Annotated in this window: 13 protein-coding genes and 3 pseudogenes; 5 read left to right on the top strand and 11 right to left on the bottom strand. The window is 42.0% G+C overall.

The window, feature by feature from the left end; translation table 11 throughout:
* Positions 1-312: 312 nt before the first annotated feature.
* The 3 genes from GNF10_RS24775 to GNF10_RS24785 form a co-directional block, all read right to left on the bottom strand.
* Positions 313-3,486 carry an efflux RND transporter permease subunit gene (locus GNF10_RS24775; protein WP_185582174.1) on the bottom strand — a complete coding sequence of 1,058 codons (3,174 nt, stop codon included), beginning with the start codon at positions 3,484-3,486 and terminating at the stop codon, positions 313-315.
* 138 nt (positions 3,487-3,624) lie between these two features.
* Positions 3,625-4,974, bottom strand: coding sequence for an efflux RND transporter periplasmic adaptor subunit (locus tag GNF10_RS24780; RefSeq protein ID WP_185592519.1), 1,350 nt, complete (start codon positions 4,972-4,974; stop codon positions 3,625-3,627).
* 225 nt (positions 4,975-5,199) lie between these two features.
* Positions 5,200-5,586 (bottom strand): hypothetical protein, encoded by a 387-nt coding sequence (locus GNF10_RS24785; protein ID WP_185585319.1) that lies wholly within the window; start codon positions 5,584-5,586, stop codon positions 5,200-5,202.
* 82 nt (positions 5,587-5,668) lie between these two features.
* On the opposite strand from GNF10_RS24785, the gene GNF10_RS24790 reads away from it, so the two are divergent.
* From GNF10_RS24790 to GNF10_RS24805, 4 genes are all read left to right on the top strand, one after another.
* The gene (locus tag GNF10_RS24790; protein ID WP_185585318.1) at positions 5,669-6,346 is read left to right on the top strand and encodes a response regulator transcription factor; all 678 of its coding nucleotides are present in this window, start codon (positions 5,669-5,671) and stop codon (positions 6,344-6,346) included.
* Between the two features lie 87 nt (positions 6,347-6,433).
* The gene (locus GNF10_RS24795; protein ID WP_185585317.1) at positions 6,434-7,708 is read left to right on the top strand and encodes a cell wall metabolism sensor histidine kinase WalK; all 1,275 of its coding nucleotides are present in this window, start codon (positions 6,434-6,436) and stop codon (positions 7,706-7,708) included.
* A 651-nt stretch (positions 7,709-8,359) separates the two neighbouring features.
* A complete protein-coding gene (locus tag GNF10_RS39330; RefSeq protein WP_185585316.1) occupies positions 8,360-9,523 on the top strand; it encodes a calcium-binding protein in 1,164 nt (387 codons plus the stop codon).
* A gap of 849 nt (positions 9,524-10,372) precedes the next feature.
* Positions 10,373-11,386 carry a glycosyltransferase family 2 protein gene (locus tag GNF10_RS24805; RefSeq protein WP_185585315.1) on the top strand — a complete coding sequence of 338 codons (1,014 nt, stop codon included), beginning with the start codon at positions 10,373-10,375 and terminating at the stop codon, positions 11,384-11,386.
* A gap of 46 nt (positions 11,387-11,432) precedes the next feature.
* Here the strand turns inward: GNF10_RS24805 and GNF10_RS24810 are convergent.
* The 8 genes and pseudogenes from GNF10_RS24810 to GNF10_RS24845 all read right to left on the bottom strand — a co-directional run.
* A pseudogene (locus tag GNF10_RS24810) lies at positions 11,433-11,558 on the bottom strand (GTP-binding protein); the annotation flags it as partial.
* A gap of 209 nt (positions 11,559-11,767) precedes the next feature.
* Complete coding sequence (locus GNF10_RS24815; RefSeq protein WP_185585314.1) at positions 11,768-12,529, bottom strand: metallophosphatase; 762 nt, start codon at positions 12,527-12,529, stop codon at positions 11,768-11,770.
* A 75-nt stretch (positions 12,530-12,604) separates the two neighbouring features.
* Positions 12,605-13,414, bottom strand: a complete 810-nt coding sequence (locus GNF10_RS24820) for a metallophosphoesterase (protein WP_185585313.1) — start codon at positions 13,412-13,414, stop codon at positions 12,605-12,607.
* Positions 13,411-14,184, bottom strand: coding sequence for a GTP-binding protein (locus GNF10_RS24825; protein ID WP_185585312.1), 774 nt, complete (start codon positions 14,182-14,184; stop codon positions 13,411-13,413). Before GNF10_RS24825 ends, GNF10_RS24820 begins: the two co-directional genes overlap by 4 nt.
* Positions 14,185-14,356: 172 nt before the next feature.
* Positions 14,357-15,004, bottom strand: coding sequence for a GTP cyclohydrolase I FolE (folE, locus tag GNF10_RS24830; RefSeq protein ID WP_185585311.1), 648 nt, complete (start codon positions 15,002-15,004; stop codon positions 14,357-14,359).
* A 92-nt stretch (positions 15,005-15,096) separates the two neighbouring features.
* Positions 15,097-16,128 (bottom strand): GTP-binding protein, encoded by a 1,032-nt coding sequence (locus GNF10_RS24835; RefSeq protein WP_185585310.1) that lies wholly within the window; start codon positions 16,126-16,128, stop codon positions 15,097-15,099.
* Positions 16,129-16,206: 78 nt separating this feature from the next.
* Positions 16,207-18,051, bottom strand: coding sequence for a threonine--tRNA ligase (gene thrS / locus GNF10_RS24840; RefSeq protein ID WP_185585309.1), 1,845 nt, complete (start codon positions 18,049-18,051; stop codon positions 16,207-16,209).
* Between the two features lie 345 nt (positions 18,052-18,396).
* A pseudogene (locus GNF10_RS24845) lies at positions 18,397-19,669 on the bottom strand (FAD/NAD(P)-binding protein).
* Positions 19,670-20,442: 773 nt separating this feature from the next.
* Here GNF10_RS24845 and GNF10_RS24850 point away from each other — a divergent pair.
* Positions 20,443-21,041: pseudogene (locus tag GNF10_RS24850) on the top strand (photosystem II q(b) protein); the annotation flags it as partial.

Genomic DNA, 21,041 nt, shown 5'->3' on the forward strand with positions numbered 1-21,041 from the left:
TGCCTTGCACTTTTGTTCGATTTATAGACTTCAATCACTATTTATACAAGGGTTTCAGTCTTAACCAGCAAGCCCTAGATATACCTTAGAAAAAACTTCAAGCTCTGAAATTACCTTCTATAAAACTTGAAAATAGCAAATCTTGTTGGTACTCTACCTGAGCATGTCTTGTAAATAATCTATCCATCCGATCTGGTGTAAATATATGCGAGATTAATGCTTGTGCCATAACGCTTACTGGACCTTCTTTTACAAATTGCTCAAAGATTGAGGACAGCATTTTATCTTCCCCCTGGTACTGATATTGCCATGCTAATTAGTAGCTAGTTTGTCCGGCTTTTTTGCAGTTAGCGATCGCGGCGATTTCCGTCCAGAAAGATCGTACAGTAAACCCATAAGTGCGGGTACGACAGTAGGAGTCAAAATCGTAGAAAAAGCTAGGCCACCTGTTAAGACAATGCCTAACCCTTGATATAACTCTGAACCCTGTCCCGGTAGAACTGCTAGCGGTAACATCCCCAAAACACTAGTTCCAGCAGACATGAAAATCGCCCGTAAGCGATCGCTTGTCGCATTATATAAGGATGCATCAAAATCTTCACCTGCTTGCTGGAGTTGCAAGGCGCGATCGACTAGCAAAATGGCGTTGTTAACAACCACACCTGTAAGGATCACAAATCCTAAGGCTGTAATCATATCCAATGCCACATTCATTCCCGGAATAAGGTTAGCAATTACTAGGCTCAATAGTGCGCCACTCATACCCATCGGCACTGTTGCCATAATCACCACTGGGTAAAGGAATGAGCGATACAACGCTACCAGTAACAAATAAGTAATCAAAATCGAAAATGCAAAGGCAGCAGCTAATTCACCAACAGTTGTTGCTAACTGATCTGCTGAACCTGCCAGTTCTAGCCGATAGCCTGTTGGTAAAGTAACACGCAAAGGATTCAGAATTTCTTCTTCGGTACGTTCTACTAGCGTAGCAAGGGGTGCATCAGGTGCAAGGGAGACAGTGAGGCTAATTGAACGCTCTAAATTGACGTGGTTAATGGCATCGGCTCCGGTTGTTTCCACGACTTCGGCGATATCCCCCAGTTGTACTTGTCGCCCTTGTGCATATATAGGCAGTTGGCGCAGTTGTTCTGGGGTTTCCACAGCAGTATTTTGTAGTTCCACCGAGACATCTAATTCTTCTTTGCCATCAATGTAATCGGAGGCAACTTTACCACCCAATGCTGCTTCTACCATCGAACCAATTTCCGCTTCCGAAAGTCCTACTTCGGCGATGCGTTCGCGGTTGGGAATCACTTGTAATTCTCCTGCACCCAATACAAAGTTTGAGCGCACATTCTGAACCCCTGCAAGCGATCGCAATTTGCCGGTAATTTGCTTTTCTAAGTCACCAATCTGATTTAAATCAGCCCCAACAATATCCACTTCAAATTCTTTACCCGGATCGCGGAATATAGAAATTCGCGTGGGGATTATAAAGCGGTATCCAGCAAAGTTACTACTTTGGGCACGTAACCGATCCACCATATCAGCGAGTCCTGTAGTGGTGGCAAATTCTGGTTTTAAGATAGTTGCAATACCTCGCAGCGCCCCTGGACGGTCAACATACATGATGCGATCGACTTCTGGCTGCGATCGCAGAAATTTCTGTACAGCTTCAGATTGCCGAATCGCTTCTGGGATACTGGTTCCCGGCAAAGGTTCCGCTCGCAACACGACCTGGTTACGATTTCCTTCGGGTAGATAATCGGCAGGTGGTAAGAGAAAAATACTAGTCACGAGTAAAACAATCGGAATCGACAGCACAATTAACCTGCGACGAATATGCTTACGTCCCAGTGACCAACTAACGGTAGCGGCGAGAAAGTTTTCCAGTTTGCCTTGGAAATGACGAAACACCGCAGAGGTTTTGGCCACCATACGTTCAAACCAATTACCGCCACGATATTCTCCACCCTGCATCATTTGCATCGCTTCCGATTGTTTGAGGAACAATCCCGATAGCATTGGTACTAAAGTTAATGCCGCAAATAGCGAGAATAGAGAAGAGGCAGAAAGAGCGATCGCCATATCAGCATAGAGTTGCCCTGCTTCACCCGTTACCATCAGCAGGGGTATAAATACCACTACGTTGGTTAAAGTGGAACCAAGCATTGCGCCCCAAACTTCCTGAGTCCCTTCAATGGCTGCCCGCATGGCACTTTTACCTTGCTGGATATGGGTGAAGACATTCTCAATTACGACGATCGCATTATCCACGACCATACCCACTGCAAACGCTAATCCCGCCAAACTGATGATATTTAATGTGCGTCCAAATGCAGACATAACAATAAACACCATAATCAATGTAACGGGAATTGTAATTGCCACTACTGCAACGGTACGCATGGAGCCAAGGAACAGAATCAAGACAATGGTTGCTAATAGCGCCCCACTAACTAAGTTGCCTTGAACAAATTCGATAGATTGATTAATGTACTGACTCTCGTCATAGTTATAAACAAAGCGAATGCCTTGATTTTGCTTGTCAAATTCAGTTTGCAGTGCAGCAATTTCCGCCCGGATGCCTTTAGCCACCTCTGGCACATTCGCCCCAATTTGCCGAATTACACCGACTGCTACCCCAGGTTTGCCGTTGAACACCAAGGCGCTATCTTGGGGTTTGCGTCCCATCTGTACTTTTGCTACATCTCGCAAGTAAACTGTGCCTGATTGGTCGCGTCGCAGCACAAAGCCTTCAATTTGCGATAAATCTTGCGATCTGCTGATAGTGCGGACTCGATATTCCCGTCGTCCTAGAATTAATGGCCCACCCCGAATATCGCGGTTGTTTTCTTGAAGAACTCGGACTACATCCCCAATTGCGAGGTTGCGATCGCTTAATGCTTTCGGATCAACCTTCACCTCGACTTCTCGTTCTTGTCCACCCACTAACAAAAATTGCCCAGTTCCTTCGACTCGGCGCAAACGGGGAATCACCACTCCGTCTGCTAAGTCCCGATAACGATCTGCATCTGGTTGAAATCCTTCTTTGGTATCAAAGGGAATCCACATCATCGGTGAACTGTTACCACCCACCAGTTCTACATTCGATTCTTGAGCTTCTGGCGGCAAGCTTTCCACCTGCTGCAAGCGGTTGAGAACATCTACCATCCGCTCTCTGGCGTTGGCATCCTGAGCAAATTCTAAAGTAATACTGCTGCGTCCAGCACGAGAAGTACTGCTAATTTCTTGGACACCTAGCACCTCTTGCATCTGTTCTTCGATGGGGCGGGTAATCAGGTCTTCTACTTCTGTTGGCCCTGCACCGGGATATGTAGTTGTGATTGTAATTTCCGGGCGATCGCCTCCTGGTTGCAATTCTAGGGGTAACTTTAGTAGAGAGAACACCCCGAACATTGCTAGCAAGCAAAACAAAACAAAAGTTCCATGTCGCCAACGAACGGCGGTTTCAATAAAATTCATATTAGTTCGTAATTCAGAAAATTATATTTAAACTGGGTTTGCAGTTTTTTTAAGAAGGAAAGGCTAAAGGAGAAAGAGACGATTCTTCCTCTTTAACCGACTTCTGCAAGAAGTCTCTGGAGTAGTACAACCTATGTTTTAAGTTGGATCAACTATCTTTACAGGCGCACCATCTTGCAATCCATCACCGCCACGTAGCACAATGCGTTGACCGGTGCGTAAAGTGGGATGATAAATTGCGACATTTTTACCCATGTCAGAAACCATCTCGACTGGAATTTGTTTAGCTTTGCCATCTGCAACTGCAAAAACTAGCCACTCGTTTTGTCTTCTGGTTAATGCATCTCGTGATATCACAAAGCTAGAGCGATTTGAGGGCATATTTAAGTTGCCTGCGATCGCCATTCCTGGTATTAATCCTGACGGGGGTTTGTTAATTTGGACACGCACACGCTGGCGACGAGAAGCAGTTTCGGCAGAAGGGACTACAGCAGTGATGGTGGCGCGTTGTTTCCATTGCGGTAGGGCACGAGTTGTGAGATCGATTGTCATACCTGGGGTAACTTTACCACTGAGTTCTTCGGGTAACTCTAGGAAAATATCGAAGCGATCGCCTGCTACTAAGGTGACAATTTGACCAGAAGTTTGGACTAAATCACCATTGCTGATATGGCGAGTCTGCACTATTCCCGATTCTGATGCCAAAATCCGAGTGCGCTGTTTTGCTAATTCTGCTTGAGCTAAAGTAGCTTTAGCTGCTTCTACATTTGCTCGTTGAGCCGCAATTTCTTCTTGAATCGGCCCAGCTTTAGCTTCGGCAAGTTCTGCCTCGGCTTCTAATCGTTCTCCTTGGATGTTAGCCAATTGCGCTTGGGCTTCCACTAGCACTCTTTGAGATAAAGCGCCTTCTTTCACAAGATTGCTAGTACGTTTCAGGTTATCCTGTGCTTCCAGTTCTCGCGCTTTCACAGATGTGACAGCCGCTTGACGTTGAGCAATGATTTCAGGACGAGTTCCGACTTCCAAACGTGCGAGATTACTCCGTTGTTGTGCCAGTTGCGCTCGTGCTTGGCTAATTGCCAATTGCTGATCGGTATCATCCAGTAAAGCGATCGCCATTCCTACTTTCACGCGATCGCCTGGTTGCACTGAAATTTGCTTGACAATTCCACCAGTTTGAGAGCGGATTGTTGACTGCTGAGTAGCTTCTACTTGTCCCAACAACTGGACACTTCTTGTAGCACTTCCTGTTGCGAGGGAGATTGTTTCAATTGGTTTTGGAGGCGGCCCTTGCTGCTGTGCCACAGAAGAGGGTGGTGTGCCACCAGGAGCGAACATCCGCCAGAGGATAATGCCACCAGTTGCCAAAAATGAAATCAGCAATCTCCAAAACCAAGGTTTACCTGAACGAGTAGGTGCTAACTCAGAAGGCACAGAACTATCTGATTGGGTTTCAACCTTTGAAACTTCAGTTTCAGAAGTATCCATAGCGATTAACGGTGGGCTACTGAGGGATTAAGAGTAAACTATTAACCGTTGAAAGTGAACAATGAATAGTCCAATGTTCGCTATCAACAGTCAATTATTTAGAGATAAGTAAACTTACGTTACCTTTTTTGTAGTTTATTGGATAAATATGACAAAGAAATGTCAAGGATAGTCATTGGGCATTGGGCATGGGGCATGGGGCATTGGTCATTTGTCAAAAGTTCTCTACTGCTTCGACTCAACTATTAGTTCTTTAACGCGATCGCGCGGTAAGCCTAATTCCTGACTAAGAGCGACTTCAAGTTTGCTTATATCTGTAATTGGAAATTCAAATACTATCGTTGTGAGAACTGAGTTGTTGGTTTTAACATTTACCCGTGAAATTCCTTTTTGGGGAAGAATTTCCACTTTGATCGCTACTATCCTTTTCATAATCTGTCGTGCCGATTGGGTATCTGCTAGCAGATATTTCTTGGTGAGGTTGGAGCGACTTAAAATCCGATCTCCGACAAAACCACTCCCTAGCCAAAAAACTAACCCAATCAACGGCAAGGACAACCAAAACACAAAGCCTAAAGATCGCAACACTTGAAAAAGTTTGAGCTGCTGCATGAAAGGTATAAGGTTGAGTGTTTCTCGTCACTTTTACCTTAATCTAAAATTAGCAAGGAAAAATTACGGCAACCTGAGCAGGATGTTGATCTTACTAGTCGAAGATGACCCATCGCAGTTAGAGCCACTGCGGGCAGCGTTATTGAAGGTGGGGCATACAGTCGATGCGATCGCTGATGGTGAAACAGCACAATGGTTTGCCTTTCGCAAAGACTATGACTTGCTGATTTTAGATTGGATGTTGCCTAAAGTGAGTGGTGTAGAATTGTGTCAAGTATATCGACGGGCAGGTAAGCTGGCTCCTGTATTGATGCTGACGGCCAAAGACACGGTTTTAGATAAGGTAATGGGTTTAGATGCTGGAGCCGATGATTACTTAGTAAAACCTGTGGATGTCCTGGAGTTATTGGCACGAGTCCGGGCACTAAGAAGGCGATCGCCTATGTGGCAAGGAGATATACTTAGCTTGGGCGATTTGCAACTTCATTTATCCACTTTGACGCTCGAACTTGGTTCGTTGACAACTCAACTTTCTAGCCGGGAGTTTCAATTGATGGAGTATTTAATGCGTCATCCCCGGCAAGTATTATCTCATAGTCAGATTGAACAAGCCCTTTGGAGTTGCGGAGAGGAACCAGAAAGTAACGCAGTGACTACCTTGGTTCGCCGCTTGCGCCAGCGCCTACAGACCATTGGTGTCAAAGATTGGATAGAAACAGTGCATCGAATGGGCTATCGAATAAATCCGCCAAATTTATAAACCGTCGAACGGAGGTAGGGGGCAGGGGACAGGGAACAGGGATGAAAAAGTAATGACAAATGACTAATGACAAATGACTAATGACTAATGTTTGATCGTAGCCGTCGTAATCTTGCTCACTGGTTTGCCCTGTCAATGGGTGGAATTTTGTTCGCTTTTGCAGGGGTAGGTTATTGTTTGAGTCTAGAAGAACAGTTGCGGGTTTTTGACGACGAACTCTTTTCACAAAGTAAAGCCTTTGCCGTCAAAACCCAATACTCGCTTTATCAAAGTCAATGGCAAAATCAGCGCGGCCAGACTCCTGTAGAAAGCGGTGTATCGTTGAATGGCGGACTGATGTACGCGCGGTGGTATAACTCTAATAAACAACTTTTGCAGTTTATCGGTTCATCAGGTAGCAAACAGTTGACCGCAAAACCTGGCTTTCAAACGGTAGAAGCATCAATAGGCTCAGAGTCATCTACTACAAGAACCTGGGTTCGCCAAGTTACACTTCCTGTTTTGGAAGGTAAGGTGCTGATTGGCTACTTCCAAACGGCGGCTCCAATGAACTCTTTACGCATTGGGCTAAATCAAGCCCGCTTGTTTTTAACTTTCGGGGTTCCTGTTACCTTTGGTGTAATAGGCATTACAGGTTGGTTTTTAGGCGGATTGGCAATGCGACCAAGCCTTCGTGCTTATCAGCAATTGCAGCAATTTACAGCAGATGCTTCTCATGAATTACGCGCACCCGTTGCTACGGTATTGAGCAATGCCCAAGTTGCCTTGATGCCCCCCGAAGACCCCGTGGAACAAAGATTGCGGTTACAAAATATCGCCCAAACTGCTAAGTCGATGAGTACGCTGATCAACGATCTGCTTTTTTTGTCGCGTTATAATGGCTCCCTTGCGGAAACCGGATTGAAACCTGTTGATTTGTGTGAGATATTGCGATCGCTTGCCCAGGATTTCGCTGCCCTTGCTCCTGCCCAAAGTCTCAATTTTAATGCTCACCTTCCAGAGCATCCCATCATGTTAAAAGCCGATGCTAATTTGCTCAAACAAGCTGTAATTAATCTTTTAACTAATGCCTTAAAGTACACACCAGCAAACGGTAAGGTAGAATTACATCTTTTTACCCAGTCCCACTACGCGGTAATTCAGGTCAAAGACAACGGGATTGGTATTCCATCCACTGATTTGCCACATATATTTGATCGTTTTTATCGTGTAGATACTGTCCGATCTCGGCAAACAGGCGGCTTTGGACTTGGACTAGCGATCGCTCAACAAATTGTGCAACGATACGGAGGGCAAATTACTGTAAATAGTATGCTAAGTCAAGGCTCCACATTTCAAATTAGCCTTCCCCTAAAACTTTGACAAAAATAATTCAAAATGTTTTTCGATTTTGACTATAGGGTTCCTATTTGATTTGGGTGCGGCTCTTTTGAAAATACGGTAAATTAGACATCTCCGAAAACAGTCAAAGCCTTTGTTATAACAATTGAGAATAAACAAAATAAATCAAATACTTTCTCAAACAGTGAGTTAGCTTATCTTAGATTGAATGGCTATTCCTTAATACTAAAAATCTTCAACTATAGGGTAATTGAAGAAGGCAGGAGGCAGGATAGCGCAGCGTAAAGCCTGCGGCATAGCTTCTCTACGAGACGCTACGCGAACGCTTAGAGCGAGTCTGCGAGCGTCGGCAGAGGGCAGAAGGTTCAATATATTCGGGGATTCAACACCGTACTTAATTGGGGCCACCAAATTTAAAATTTGGTGGGGTCTTAAACCCTTGTTCCATGATTGTCACGGGCAGAGACCAGAAAACAGTATTCCTTCTGCCTCCTGCCTTCTGCCCTCTGCCTTTCTTGATAAAAGTTTCTGCATACGTTGGTCACTCCAGGAACAGAATGTCTGCGGGGAAATCTTAGTTAATTGCTCTATTCTGCAACATTTTTTCAAGAACAATATAGCCGATAACAGGTTACTATACAGCAGTTACTCAAAAACAGGTAAAGCAAGATTATGGCAACAATTATAGGTACTGATGGAGATGATATTTTAGTAGGAACTGCTGGGGATGACAGAATTATCGCTAGTGCAGGCGATGATACCATTACTGGTGGAGATGGTAGCGATATTATTGATTACAGTGACTTAGAACAACCTGTAACACTCCAACCAGTGGTGATTCAAAAAGGTGTAATTGGAACTGATACGTTTAGGGATTTCTTTGAAACTGTTATTGGTGCTAGAGGACAGACTAATATTATTGATGCAACTACTGACAGTACAAATGTATCGATAGTAGCTGATTTATCCAAAGAAAGACTAGAAATTAGAGTTGTCGGTTCGCCACCAATAATAGTCAGTGTGAAAAATTTTGTGAATGTAATTGGTACAAATCAAAAGGACACTATTAGTGGTAATGCTGTTGATAATGAATTATCTGGTAGCGGCGGCAATGACATTATTAGAGGTAGTGCAGGTAATGATACCTTAAATGGTGGAGATGGCACTGATACGGCTGATTACAGCAAAATAGGTGTAAGCTCTACCATCTTTATTGATGGAACTCTTAAAAAAGGTGGCGGACTAGGTACAGATTTACTTGGCAATTTTGAAAATCTTGTTGTTGATGCTAGCGTTGCAAATAACACTATAGATGCCTCAATTGCTCCTTCAGCACCCTTTTTAGTTGGAGATGCATCAGTTAACGTTAACCTTGAAAGTCAAAGTTTCGTAATTAATAATGTTCCTAACATAGGCACAGTTAAATTCACATTTATAAACTTTGATAATGTTAAAGGTACAAATCAAAGTGACACCATTGTTGGAGATAGGCAAAATAATGTATTATTTGGCAATGGCGGAAACGATACACTTTCTGGTAAGAGCGGGAACGATACGCTCGTTGGTGGGTTAGGTACAGATACTCTCACTGGGGGACTAGGTGCAGATAAATTTGTTTTTACCAACGTATTAGAAGGTGTTGATATTATCAAAGACTTCAAGGCTGTTGAAGGTGACAAAATCCAAATTTCTCAAGCAGGTTTTGGCGCTATTTCCATTAGCGACTTCAGTTATGATCCCCTAAATGGTTCTTTGTTCTTTGAAGATTCTAGATTCGCCATTCTAGAAAATAAGCCTATTGGTTTTCAAACTAATTTAGATATTCAACTGGTTTAATCTCAGGGATTGTATAAGTTCAATACATAGTGAAACTTAGAAGTTGTTTGAAAAGTGTCAGGTTAAGCCTTAAATGCAACTTACAGAAGCGAACGCGAATTCCATAACCCCTATTATCTCGTTCAACTTCTAGGATAGCCAGAGTAGTCAAATATACGTTAGATGACTTTTCAAACAACCTCTTAGCTCGACTTTATCCAACTACTGTCATAGTGCTACTCGCCAAAAATTCAGATGACAGCAGGTTACAAAGATAATATTTGCTTCGGAATTATGGTAACTCTGCAATACTTGCAGCAGACTTTTTGGGTAACCTTGTTGGCGGCGACTGCTCTCATCTGATTCACTGAGGGAGGGGTTATCTTCAAGTGCGATCGCTTACGCTAAAACTTGCCCAGGAAATGGGAATAGATAATTTTGGTTTCCGACCTCCTCCACTAGCAATAATTCTAACTTTCTTAGATTCTAGTAAAGCTTGTTTTCATGATATAACCGTTCCGCATTTAGGATTAATTGTTGTAACTGTGCATATTCCAGACCTATTAACCTTTGTGTTTGTTTAGGATTCTCTTCAATATAATTCAGTATATTACTCATACTTTTGTGTCAAAATAACTCTTTAATATTCTTTTATCACAGAATAATACTATTTTGGAGATGTCTAATAGATGTCAATTTAAAACATTCGCAAAAGTGAAGTGATTCCTTAAGCCATTTTATTTATATTAATTCACAACATCAATTTTTTCAAGTGCCTAAATCTTAGTAATAGTGTCAAGAAAGGTCTTTATATTATATCATCAGGATTTTAGCATTTTTACGGAACCATGTAGCCCGGAGTTCGGTTTGATGAATCCTAAAGTCTCTGTTATTATCCCCGCTTACAATACCGAAGGGTATATTGCAAAATCAATAGAGTCCGCCTTAGAGCAAACCCTTAATGATATTGAAGTTATCATTGTCGATGATGGTTCAAGTGATCAAACTGTGGAAGTCGCTAAAAGTTTTACTGACCAACGTCTCAAATTAATAGTAAATCAAGAAAACTTGGGGGCTTCTGTTGCGCGTAATCGTGCCCTCAGAGTGGCCCAAGGGGAATGGGTTGCTGTTCTTGATTCAGATGACTGGTATGCTCCCGAAAGACTAGAAAAGCTTGTGTTTCTCGCAGAGAAAACAAATGCAGACATGATTGCTGATGATCTTTATTTAATCCAAGATGGTGCAACATCTCCTTGGAGTACATTGATTGAAGAAAGTGGAGAATGTATAGATGAAATTTTCCAAGTTGATATCGTTTATTTTGTAGAAGCTGATGTATATGGACAACCAGGGTTGCATTTGGGTTTAAGCAAGCCTCTATTTAAACGAGAATTTTTGCTTAAGCACGGCATTAGATACGATGAAGAAATCAGGATGGGTCAAGATTTTTGGCTCGATATGAAATGTCTAATCAAAGGAGCCCGTTTTTTTATTGAGCCAAAACCCTATTATTTTTACCGCTCACGTCCTGGCTCTCTGGTATATCAAAGCCCATTACCACGTCTAAACCAATACTGTAAAACTACTACTTCTTTCATGCAACAAGAGGTTGTAAAAAAAAATCCAGCTTTAATGCAGGCTCTGTATAATAATCTTGAAGTCTATAAGAAACATCTAGCTTATTTCCAAGTTATTATCCCTATAAAGCAAAAAAAATGGCTAACAGCACTAAGAGAAATCGGGAAGAATCCATACTTTTTTTTTGATTTTATTCTCCGATTTAGGAATATCATCAGCCGTCGGATTCAATACTATATAATGGGCAATAAATCAGGTTTTGATATTTCTTATAATCTAGAGAGAAAACGAAAATTGCCCAATTAGCAGTACGATAGTTTGCACAAACATAGCCCAGCGATGTTTAGCACCTTATTACAGCAACTTTCTTGCCGTGTTCGTGGGTGAGGATGCGATTGAGGAGTGTGGTTTTACCCGCTCCCAGATAACCAGTCAAAACATTCACGGGGACTGTGTTCAATGTTTTAGGATTTATCATAACCAAAGGTAAGTCTATGTTAAAATGAGAATCATTATCTAAACATCATATCGTCTTTTACGGGTACTCCTTCTGCCCATTAGCATAGATGTTAGATTTTTTAATTTGTCACAAAAGAGCGATCGCCTCGCCTATCCTAAAAGGATGGTTGCACTGTGCCAATATCTGGCGAGCCTTGGCAATATATGTACCATCGCCTTCACAATTGATTACACGCGAAATTTCGATTCTGTAACTTGGCGCTGGCTTTGAAATCCCTTACTATTGCCGTAATAAACAGTCTTGAATTCCACCTGATTCGTTCCGGGGTTATACAAAGTATAGGTAGCTTGACCTGGTGTCCGTCCCACGTTACCCACTCCAATAACTTGACGCGGAGTCACAGAAACCGTTTGGGTAGGTAGTTGGCTATCAAGAGTAGTGAGACCAGTAGTAATAGAACCAGTTTGCAATTGATACTGAAAAGTTAAACCAGAACGTCCACAAAACAGATTATTTGCTTGCATCCTTAAGAGTCTATCAAGCATTTGAATTGGGGAAGTTTCTGGAGTCAGTTCGTCATCCACACTTACCGTTGAGCCGTGAATTAATAAACAATCTAATTCAGAAAAACCAAAGTCGAGGTTTCTCAACCATTGTACAGTTTTACGCGATACGCTATCCCACAGTAATTTTACTGTATCACCTCCATATTTTGCTATAAGTTCAGGAGCATCCCCAGTCGGCCCCAGACCATGCAAAATCAAACACTGTTCTTCCCACCATCCCTTACAAATCATGGGTTCTAATTCTCCATGACGTGGGTTAAGCACTCGTTCGACTAACTTCTCGGCTTCTGGTCTGGGGCCTACTAAATCGCCTAAAATATACAAAGCTTCTACCTGATTACCCTGACGCTTAATGTCAGCTATTACAGCTTCGTAAGCTGCCAAGTTAGCTTCAATTCCACTCAAAATTGCCCATTTATTCATAGTTATTTTTTAAACGCAGAGGAATGCAAAGGAAAGCGCAGAGGGGCGTAAAGGAAGAGGAGGAGGGGAGAGAGATTACCTTGTGCAAACATGAGTTGGGTCATCCGCCCGTTCTGCATATTCCAACCCATGCGCTAAACGCCAAGCAAAAATTGGAGGTAAACCTTTTTCAATAATCGCCGCACAGGTTTTTTGGTAGTCGTAAGCCACTTCGCGTAGTTTTGCTTCTTGAATATCTGTGTCATAAATTACATAAGTAGCATTCGGTCGTCCATGTCGCGGTTCTCCCACTGAACCTACATTCACAATTCGTTTGAGAGGAGATGTAAAAGTGATTTCCTGTGCTTTTTCTCCTCTACCAACGTGGACTTTTATTTGACCAGCATCAAGAGTTCGAGAATAAGGTACATGAGTATGACCACAAAATAGCACATCTGAATCTGTGGAAAGTACTCGCTCCAGTGCCACAAAAGCATCGAGTTGAGGTAGTAAATATTCATGGTTGCTATGAGGACTACCGTGAACAAAAGCTAAATTTCCTTCTTTGAGACTGTAGGGTAACTTGGCTAAGAATTCACGGTTTTCTGGGTTAATTTCCTTATTAGTCCACTCATGAGCCTGTATACCTCTTTTTTCTGCCAATAACGAGGGATAACTGCAATCGCAAGCGTTCAAACCTTCCACAATATCTTCATCCCAACAACCAACGCAGGTGGGGATATCTAAAGACCGGATTTGAGCAACGACTGTATTGGGATGCGGCCCATATCCTACCAAATCGCCAACACAAAAGATTTTTTCGCATGAGTGCTGGTCGATATCTAGTAATACAGCATCCAAGGCTTCGTAATTGCCATGAATACATGAAATGACGGCTATTTTCACACTGGTTCCCCTTCTAATAAAATCTCTTTTACTTGTTGTTGGTATTGCAAAATCGCAGCGTCAGATAAACAGCAATCTGATAATGTTTGCCTTAAAGTTGCTTTATCCAAGTTTTCCCCCACTACTTCTAGTCCACTGAAACGCTGAGGTCTACCTTCCAAGTAGCGTGGTAAGTCTAACTCTAGAAAATCTGTTTGGGGAACGCCAGCGACAAAATCACAGTAAAGTGACCTACCATCGTTCACGTCAAAAATGCCTTTGGCGCGGGTGACAATACCGTAAGCACTGTGGGTGATTTCGTACCAAAATTCTTCCAGACTATTTTCGTCAATTACTTGACCGCTGCTTGCGGCCCGCCATAAAGTTTTAGTAGTACTAGTTTGGGTGGGTGCGCCACGTACAATCTCCTTTGCCCAAGCGTGATATTCGGAGTCTTTGAGGTCGGATGGTAAAACTGCTACGGTACGGTAAGTTAGATTATCTAATAATTGTGCTACAGATCCCAACTCCAGATAAAATCCCCACTCAATATAAACAGCATCTGCTTTGGGTATTTGGTTTAGAAATTCAACAAGTTGAATATCGTTAAAGACCTGTAAATCAGGAAATTCAGAAGCTATGCGGGTTTGGTCAACGGGAACAGTCCCAGTGCCAGGGTTGTAATAAATTATTTTGTCAACATCAGCGATATCTCGCATCTGTTGACAAACCCAGGTAGTTTTTCCAGCCCCAGACGAACCAGCAACGACAATAATGTTTGGTACAGACATAAATGTAATGATAATCATTTTTATATAATTTGGAATATCGTTTGGAATGCCGGATTTGAGTCGAAATCAAAGCGGCTCTGCTCTTTATTCATATTGAAATTGCCTTTTATCTTGAAAATAGTTGCAAGGCAATGACAACTGTTGCCACCATTGCCCAGGTTTAGTAAGGTTACTAAAACTTAGTATTGTGGCGCACTAAATTCATAAACTCCTCACGAGTCCGCGCATCTTCTGAAAATACACCACGCATTGCACTAGTTACAGTCCAAGAACCAGGTTTTTGCACGCCGCGCATCACCATACACATGTGAGTTGCTTCTATTACCACTGCTACTCCTTGAGGTTTGAGTAAACCTTGCAGGGCATCAGCAATTTGTAGGGTAAGACGTTCTTGCACTTGCAAACGTCGAGCATACATTTCACAAATGCGGGCAATTTTAGATAATCCTATCACCTTGCCATTAGGAATATAGGCAACATGAGCGCGACCAATAATCGGTAAAATATGATGTTCGCAAGAGCTGAAAATATCGATATCCCGGATTAAAACCATTTCGTCAGCATCTTCTGTAAATACTGCCCCATTTAACAGTTCATCCAAAGATTCATGATATCCCTTGGTGAGAAACTGCAAAGCTTTGACAACTCGCTTGGGAGTATCTATTAACCCTTCTCTATCAGGATTTTCTCCTAATCCAATCAGCAAAGTACGCACAGCCTGCGCCATTTCTGCTTCTGTAACAGTTGGTAAATGCTGAGTAGATAAAGATGAAACCACTTGAGCAGCAGAATTTATATCGGGACGAATCGATAGAGTCATTTTCTCTGTTTGTATTGGTGTAGATTAATAAATTAGCTAATAGTTCATGAATAACTATTAACTAAAATAGGCAATTGCTTAACATTACTTAACTATACCAAACATTCGTTAAGTTGTGAGTAAATTTGGCCAATATCCAACTTTCTACCAATAAAAACTGCTTGGTTTTTAGGTGGAGTATTCCATTCATCAGCATTTAAACTATAGCGAAATCCACTCAGTTGAAAAACATGGCGTAACTCACTATCACTAAACCACAAAATGCCCTTAGCTCGAAATACCTCCTGTGGCATTTCTTCGGTGAGAAAGGTTTCAAATTTATGAACATCAAATGGTCTATCGCTTTGAAAAGAAATTGAAATAAATCCATCATTTTCTAAATGATGTGAGTGATATTCGTGATGATGATGGTCATGGTCATGATGATGGTGTTCATGTTCGTGAGTATCTTCTGCATCATTGGCAGTATACTCATCGATTGGAGTTAAACCCACATCTAAAATTAATGGTAACGCCACTTCTCCATGTTTTGTGTGCAGAATTTTTGCACCAATTTTCATATCATGGATGCAATTTTCTACATCTTCTAGTTTTTCTGGAGTCACGAGGTCTGTTTTATTTAGAAGAATAATGTCTCCATAAGTAATCTGTTTTAAAGCAGCTTCACTATGGAAGTGTTCTTCATTAAACGTCTCAGCATCTACTACAGTTAGAATCGAGTCTAGGTTTGTTAAATCCCTTAATTCTGTACCTAAAAAAGTTAAGATAATTGGTAGTGGATCGGCAACACCAGTCGTTTCAATAACTAGATAATCAATCCGGTCTTCTCGTTCTAAAACTCGATAAACTGCATCAACTAAATTATCGTTGATTGTGCAGCAGATACACCCATTGCTCAGTTCGAGCATATCTTCGTCTACCGAAATTAGCAATTGGCTATCTATGTTAATATCACCAAACTCATTCACGAGTACAGCAACTTTTAAATCTTGTTTATTTTTGAGAATTTGATTTAGTAGTGTAGTTTTACCACTACCTAAAAATCCGGTGATAATGGTAACAGGCATTCCTTGTTTAGGAATATCAACACTGAGGTTTGAAGTTGGTGCTGTTAGTTGAGTCATAATCAATTAAATCTTCCGTAAGTTTCAAAATTGTTAGTAGTCATTAGTCAGGAATTTTGGCTTTTGTCTCTCTGTCCTTTAAAGTACAATTTTGGAGGTTATAGCCTTTTGTAAACGATGCAGCAGTTCATCCATATTTAGTACGCCCAAATCTCCAGATTGTCTAGTTCTTACACTCAAGTTTTGATTCTCCAACTCTTTTTTACCCACCACAGCAACAACAGAAATTTTCTCTAACTCTGCTGTGCGAATTTGCTTACCTAAACGCTCACTACTGCTGTCTATTTCTACCCTAATTCCAGCTTTTTTAAATGAGATTGCTACTGATTCTGCATATTCTCTAAAATCATCACTGACAGGTAATAATCGCAGTTGCACTGGTGCTAACCATAAGGGAAAATAACCAGAATAATTTTCAATTAAAATCCCAAAAAAGCGTTCCAATGAGCCAAAAATAGCTCGGTGAATCATAATTGGTCGCTGGCGACTCCCATCAGCAGCAATATATTCCATATCAAAACGTTCTGGTAAATTAAAATCTACCTGAATAGTGGAACATTGCCAAAGACGACCTATCGCATCTTGAATTTTGATATCAATTTTAGGGCCATAAAAAGCACCACCACCTTCATCGACAATATAATTCCAGCCTTTAGTATTCAAAGCTTGTCTTAATGCTGAAGTTGCTAACTCCCATACTTCATCATTCCCCACTGATTTCTCAGGACGAGTCGAAAGATTCACTTCATAATTTTTAAAACCAAAGTCTGACAAAATCTGCTCTGTGAGATTTAAAACTCCTAAAATTTCATCAGCAATTTGATTAGGTAAACAGAAGATATGAGCATCATCTTGGGTAAATCCCCTGACTCTCATCAAACCATGTAGCGCCCCAGAACGTTCGTAGCGATAAACAGTACCTAATTCTGCCCATCTTAAAGGCAATTCTCGATAAGAATGTAGTTGATGCTTGTACGTTAATACGTGAAATGGACAATTCATCGGCTTAATTTGATAAGCCTGATTTTCTACATCCATCGAGTCGAACATACTCTCTTGATAGAAGTCAAAATGACCCGATGTTTTCCATAAATCGAGATTTGCTATGTGTGGTGTGTAGAGTAATTGATAACCAGATTCTAGATGAGCTTTGCGCCAATAATCTTCAATTATGTAGCGAATCATCGCTCCTTTTGGATGCCAAAAAACTAACCCACCACCCGCATCTTCTTGAATGCTGAATAAGTTGAGTTCTTGACCTAACTTTCTATGGTCTCGGCGTAAGGCTTCTTCTCTTTGTTTAAGGTAAGCTTGTGGTTGTTCCTTTGTTTCCCAAGCTATACCATAAATGCGTTGCAGTTGGGCTTTGGTTTCATCTCCTTGCCAATATGCACCAGCAATATTTAACAATTTAAAGGCATCAGGCTCAATTTCACCAGTAAAGTTAATGTGTGGCCCTGCACATAAGTCCCACCAATAGTTATTTGCTGGTTGAATGTCTGCAACAAACAATGAAGATTCTGGTTTACCAGTATCGGGACTACCAATAAAGTAACGGGTAATTGTCTCCCCTGTGAGAATACGTTCTAATATTTCTAACTTGTAAGGTTCGTTTAATTGGGCAATTTCGGTGCGAATTTCTTCTCTTTGCACCTCTTCGCGGATGATAGGTAAATTCGCTTTGATTATCCGCCGCATCTGGTTTTCGATTATGCCCAAGTCATCGGGAGTGATGCTGACTGGACAATCGAAGTCGTAATAAAACCCGTTTTCGGTGACTGGGCCAGTTGCTACTTTAGTCCCTGGAAATAGCTTTTGCACTGCCATTGCCATTATATGGGCGCAGGTATGACGAATCCGCAGAAGTTTCTCACTGTCGTGCTGGCTTAAGTTTTCCTGAGACTGGGTTAGGGAACTGACCATATTTAAAAAGAATGAGAATCATTATCATATTAACGCAAAAAAAGTTTGATGGTGCAACCTGGATGGAGAAAAGATAGAACCTGCATTTCTCACAAGCTTGAGGGTAGAGGGGCAGAGAGAAAAAAACTTGGTATTTGAACTCTCGTCTGCTCCCTGCACAAGGTTTTGAGAGATGTGGTGAGAAATCCGGGAGAAGTGTTTAACTTTGGGTACGTTATTGGATGGTTGCAATGGAAAATAGTTGGACGATGGAATTCACGTTCCTCAAGAAACGGCGTTGCTGATTCAGGAAAATTCTTACACTCCCCGTTCTTTGTGTAAGTTTGTGTAGGGTAGCGTTTTTGGTCAACCTGCTTGTACTCTGCTGAACGTGTGGGAAAGAGCTACACTGGGCTTGACAATTGCTGGGACGATTTTCTCACAAGCCATTCTTGCACCCGATAAATTCCGTGCTGTTGGCCCTACTTGTAAAGCGGCTAAACCACCCATGATAAATAATTCACAACCAGGCCAACGCAGACAAGTATCTAAAACTGGTAAACCCTTGACTATGGGAATGGGGTAGGCTGCTAAAATGTCCTTTAATAAGGGTTCAGTGGTGACATCGAATTTAGTGCCAGTCGAAAGCCAAATGTAATCGCACTCGTGCTTACTACCGTCGCTACATTCGACGCGCCAATTTTCACCTAACCATTCGGCTTTTGCTACTTGACAGTTTTCATCAATTCTGATTTTACCACGACGCGTTTGTTGCCGTAGTTGGGTAGCGATGTCTACGACGGGCTACGCCTACGCCGGTGTCATCGAGCCACCATTTCTAGCTTGCTGAATCATCATCACCCTTTGCCCCCAATCAGATTGAGCAAAAAATCCCTTTAGGTACTTTGGCCCCAACCAACCCGGTTCAGCGTCAAATAACTTTTCTGCTAACTGCCGCCGCATCATCAGCTGAATCGTCGCACCGCGAGAAATAGCACCTAATGCCAAATGTCCACTCGTCAAGCCGGCCGCCCACAATCAATACTTTTTTACCCATCAACTGCAATTTTCGTAAATCAATAGTTTGTGAGTGGGAAAGTCTATCTTGTGGGTAGGCTGTTTGAATCTGGTTTACCCAATCAGGTATTTGAATTTGAGCGCTACTAGTTGCCAACACTACCCGCCGTGCAATAACTTCTTGTCCATCTTGCAAGCAGAGGCGGAAACGGGGACGCAAATGATGAGGTAAGGGTTCGATACTCTTGACTGCTAAAGGAATAACTTGCTCTTGCAACTGCCAAACTCGAATGACATCTTGACAAAAATCCTCAAATAGCTGTGTTCCTGGCAAATCATAGGGGGGAAATAACTCATTCGGACGAGATTCAGCAAATTTTCGTAAAGCAAACGGGTTGGGATCTGGATGATGCACTGCGGGAGAACGCAAATGCGGAATTTCTAAAGCTGCAAATTGCTGCTTCCAGCGACTCATCCACCTACCACTGGGGTCAAATATCGAGAATTTACCCCTGATAGACTGCCGTTTTTGCAACAGATGGGTAGTTAAGGTCAGAGCATGAGGCCCTGCACCAATAATTGCCAGGTCAATTGTTTCAGGAAGAGCGATCGTAAATTGCATTGCTGGAGAGACAATCTGGCTTTTATGATAATAGTTATCATTTTATATGGAGAAGATCAGTGCAGCAAGGTGATTCTGAAAATAGGGACTGGGGAATGGGTAAAATCTTCCCCATTCCCCAGTCCCCATTCCTCGATTACATCAATATCAGATAAATAAAAATCGCTATCCCTGATTAATTCAGAAAAGCACGAAATTCTAGAATCAACTTATATTAAGGGACTTCCAAAAAATAAATTATCCAAAATTATTTGTATATTTGTAGGGGCGCAAGGCCTTGCGCCTCTAACCAAACGCAGGGATGGGATGTTTTTTAACTGGAAGTTCCTAGACTCCCAATCTTACGGTTATTGGGAACAGTGCAATATCTCAGTAAAAGTTCTAATAAAAACCCCTGGCTAACTGCCAGGGGTAATGCAAGTCAGTACTTTTTCGCATGGAATGTATCCTACTCAAATACCATAGCAACGGCCTAATTTATAGATATGCCATTTTGCCAAACAGAAAGAAAAAGCCCCCAGTGGTAAGCCGAGGGTTAATTTTTTTGGAATAGCGGTAATCTACAAAGCTATTGTTCCCAAAACAATAGGCAATAAAATCAGAATTTCTACATAATATCTAGTGGCTTGCTTTTAAATAAGCAAAGCTGATGAGTTCTATCAGGTTTACAAAAGTGAGATAGTTGATTAAAAATTGTAAAGCATTGTAAAGTGTATTCACAGGCAAAGACAAACGAGCCTGATTCATAAATCACCAACCGCACTTATAAAACAATGACAACAACCTTACAACAGCGCTCAAGCGCTAACGTATGGGATCGATTCTGTGAATGGATCACCAGCACCAACAACCGGATTTACATTGGCTGGTTCGGCGTAGTCATGATCCCCACCTTGCTAGCTGCCACCGCTTGCTTCGTAATCGCCTTCATCGCTGCACCTCCAGTAGACATCGATGGTATCCGCGAACCAGTTGCAGGTTCCTTGATTTACGGAAACAACATCATCTCTGGTGCAGTAGTACCTTCCTCCAACGCAATCGGCTTGCACTTCTACCCAATTTGGGAAGCAGCATCCTTAGATGAGTGGTTGTACAACGGCGGCCCTTACCAATTGGTAGTTTTCCACTTCCTGATTGGCGTATTCTGCTACTTAGGTCGTGAATGGGAACTATCCTACCGCTTAGGTATGCGTCCTTGGATTGCGATCGCATATTCTGCACCTGTTGCAGCAGCAACCGCAGTCTTCTTGGTATACCCCATCGGACAAGGTTCATTCTCTGACGGTATGCCTTTGGGTATCTCAGGAACATTCAACTTCATGATCGTGTTCCAAGCAGAACACAACATCTTGATGCACCCCTTCCACCAACT

Origin of the sequence: Nostoc sp. UCD121 (assembly GCF_014222285.1) — a bacterium.
Classification (GTDB): Bacteria; Cyanobacteriota; Cyanobacteriia; order Cyanobacteriales; family Nostocaceae; genus Nostoc.

Excerpts from the sequence above, each read along its gene's own strand:
- GNF10_RS24775 (WP_185582174.1), bottom strand. The coding sequence starts at position 3,486 with ATGAATTTTATTGAAACCGCCGTTCGTTGGCGACATGGAACTTTTGTT.
- GNF10_RS24780 (WP_185592519.1), bottom strand. The coding sequence starts at position 4,974 with ATGGATACTTCTGAAACTGAAGTTTCAAAGGTTGAAACCCAATCAGAT.
- GNF10_RS24785 (WP_185585319.1), bottom strand. The coding sequence starts at position 5,586 with ATGCAGCAGCTCAAACTTTTTCAAGTGTTGCGATCTTTAGGCTTTGTG.
- GNF10_RS24790 (WP_185585318.1), top strand. The coding sequence starts at position 5,669 with ATGTTGATCTTACTAGTCGAAGATGACCCATCGCAGTTAGAGCCACTG.
- GNF10_RS24795 (WP_185585317.1), top strand. The coding sequence starts at position 6,434 with ATGTTTGATCGTAGCCGTCGTAATCTTGCTCACTGGTTTGCCCTGTCA.
- GNF10_RS39330 (WP_185585316.1), top strand. The coding sequence starts at position 8,360 with ATGGCAACAATTATAGGTACTGATGGAGATGATATTTTAGTAGGAACT.
- GNF10_RS24805 (WP_185585315.1), top strand. The coding sequence starts at position 10,373 with ATGAATCCTAAAGTCTCTGTTATTATCCCCGCTTACAATACCGAAGGG.
- GNF10_RS24815 (WP_185585314.1), bottom strand. The coding sequence starts at position 12,529 with ATGAATAAATGGGCAATTTTGAGTGGAATTGAAGCTAACTTGGCAGCT.
- GNF10_RS24825 (WP_185585312.1), bottom strand. The coding sequence starts at position 14,184 with ATGTCTGTACCAAACATTATTGTCGTTGCTGGTTCGTCTGGGGCTGGA.
- folE (WP_185585311.1), bottom strand. The coding sequence starts at position 15,004 with ATGACTCTATCGATTCGTCCCGATATAAATTCTGCTGCTCAAGTGGTT.
- GNF10_RS24835 (WP_185585310.1), bottom strand. The coding sequence starts at position 16,128 with ATGACTCAACTAACAGCACCAACTTCAAACCTCAGTGTTGATATTCCT.
- thrS (WP_185585309.1), bottom strand. The coding sequence starts at position 18,051 with ATGGTCAGTTCCCTAACCCAGTCTCAGGAAAACTTAAGCCAGCACGAC.